A 1,637-nucleotide genomic window follows, 5' to 3' on the forward strand; every position below is an offset into this window, starting at 1 on the left:
TGCCGCGCGCCCACCACAAGCATCTCAAGAGCACCAACATGCTCGAGCGGCTCAACGAGGAGATCCGGCGACGCACGCGCGTGGTGCGCATCTTCCCCAACGCCGCCAGTTGCCTGCGCCTGGTGCGCGCGCTCGCCGCCGAAACCCACGAGGGCTGGCTCGAGGACAACCGCTACCTGAACATGCAGCTACTCAAGGAGCACAAGAAGGACTTGCTCAGGCAAGCCAACGCCGCCTGAGACTCCCCAACCCGACCATGGCCGCTTTTGCACAACTTGACGCACAGAACCCCGGCGCCCTACTACGGCAGCGGGAGTGGTGAGACGTGTTCCCCGCACCCGCGGGGCTGAACCGGGTGACTGGAGCGGAGAAATCAACCGCCACCAGTGTTCCCCGCACCCGCGGGGCTGAACCGATCACACTGACCGACCGTGAGCAGCACATCGCCGTGTTCCCCGCACCCGCGGGGCTGAACCGCCGTCCGCGCTCACGTGCAGAGCTGCTTCGATGTGTTCCCCGCACCCGCGGGGCTGAACCGCTGAGGTCGCTGGAGCGATCCGCGAGGGCCAGGTGTTCCCCGCACCCGCGGGGCTGAACCGATTCATTGTGCATATTCCGTACCATCAATTGGGTGTTCCCCGCACCCGCGGGGCTGAACCGGCGCAACGCATCATCGACGAGTACGAGCAGGAGTGTTCCCCGCACCCGCGGGGCTGAACCGGTCGGATACGTCGTGTACAAGCGTTGGAGTAGGTGTTCCCCGCACCCGCGGGGCTGAACCGTACGAGCTAACCGACGATACCAGGACCTATGCGTGTTCCCCGCACCCGCGGGGCTGAACCGTACTTCGTACTGTGTGCGTAGCTCGTCGAACAGTGTTCCCCGCACCCGCGGGGCTGAACCGGAACGACGGTTGACGTTCTGCATAGGGACGGCGTGTTCCCCGCACCCGCGGGGCTGAACCGTGCGCTGGTGTGTTTTGTGCGCGCCGCGTAGGGTGTTCCCCGCACCCGCGGGGCTGAACCGGTCTGCTCGTCGTCCTTGGCGCTGCGGAGGCAGTGTTCCCCGCACCCGCGGGGCTGAACCGGAGATCGACGACAGCTTCGGGTTCGACATCCGGTGTTCCCCGCACCCGCGGGGCTGAACCGACCCAAGCAAAACCGACGAGCGGATCAGATAAGTGTTCCCCGCACCCGCGGGGCTGAACCGTACAGCAGGACGAAAAAGCTAAAGGACACTGGCGTGTTCCCCGCACCCGCGGGGCTGAACCGTAGCCGTCCTGCCCCTCGGCCGTGGACTCGATGTGTTCCCCGCACCCGCGGGGCTGAACCGCGCCGATTCGCTCGGCGATCTGTCGCAGAGTCGTGTTCCCCGCACCCGCGGGGCTGAACCGGCGCGCATCCGCGCCTTCATCCGCAATCACTTGTGTTCCCCGCACCCGCGGGGCTGAACCGAAAAATGGGTTAACAAACGCAGTCTATATATAGTGTTCCCCGCACCCGCGGGGCTGAACCGTGATCGTGGACCATCCTCCCCAACACCTCCGGGTGTTCCCCGCACCCGCGGGGCTGAACCGCTGTTTGTCGGGTGTAAACCGGGTTAACAGGTGTGTTCCCCGCACCCGCGGGGCTGAACCG

1 protein-coding gene and 1 CRISPR repeat array are annotated in these 1,637 nt (G+C 66.0%); the gene reads left to right on the forward strand.

Annotation, left to right across the window (positions count from 1 at the left end; all coding sequences use genetic code 11):
- The coding region (locus C516_RS18565; protein WP_018717190.1) for an IS256 family transposase at positions 1 to 239 on the forward strand (239 nt) is incomplete at its 5' end.
- Between the two features lie 86 nt (positions 240 to 325).
- Positions 326 to 1,637: direct repeats of the CRISPR family, unit length 29 nt; unit sequence GTGTTCCCCGCACCCGCGGGGCTGAACCG.

This window comes from Arhodomonas aquaeolei DSM 8974, from assembly GCF_000374645.1.
Taxonomy (GTDB): Bacteria; Pseudomonadota; Gammaproteobacteria; order Nitrococcales; family Nitrococcaceae; genus Arhodomonas; species Arhodomonas aquaeolei.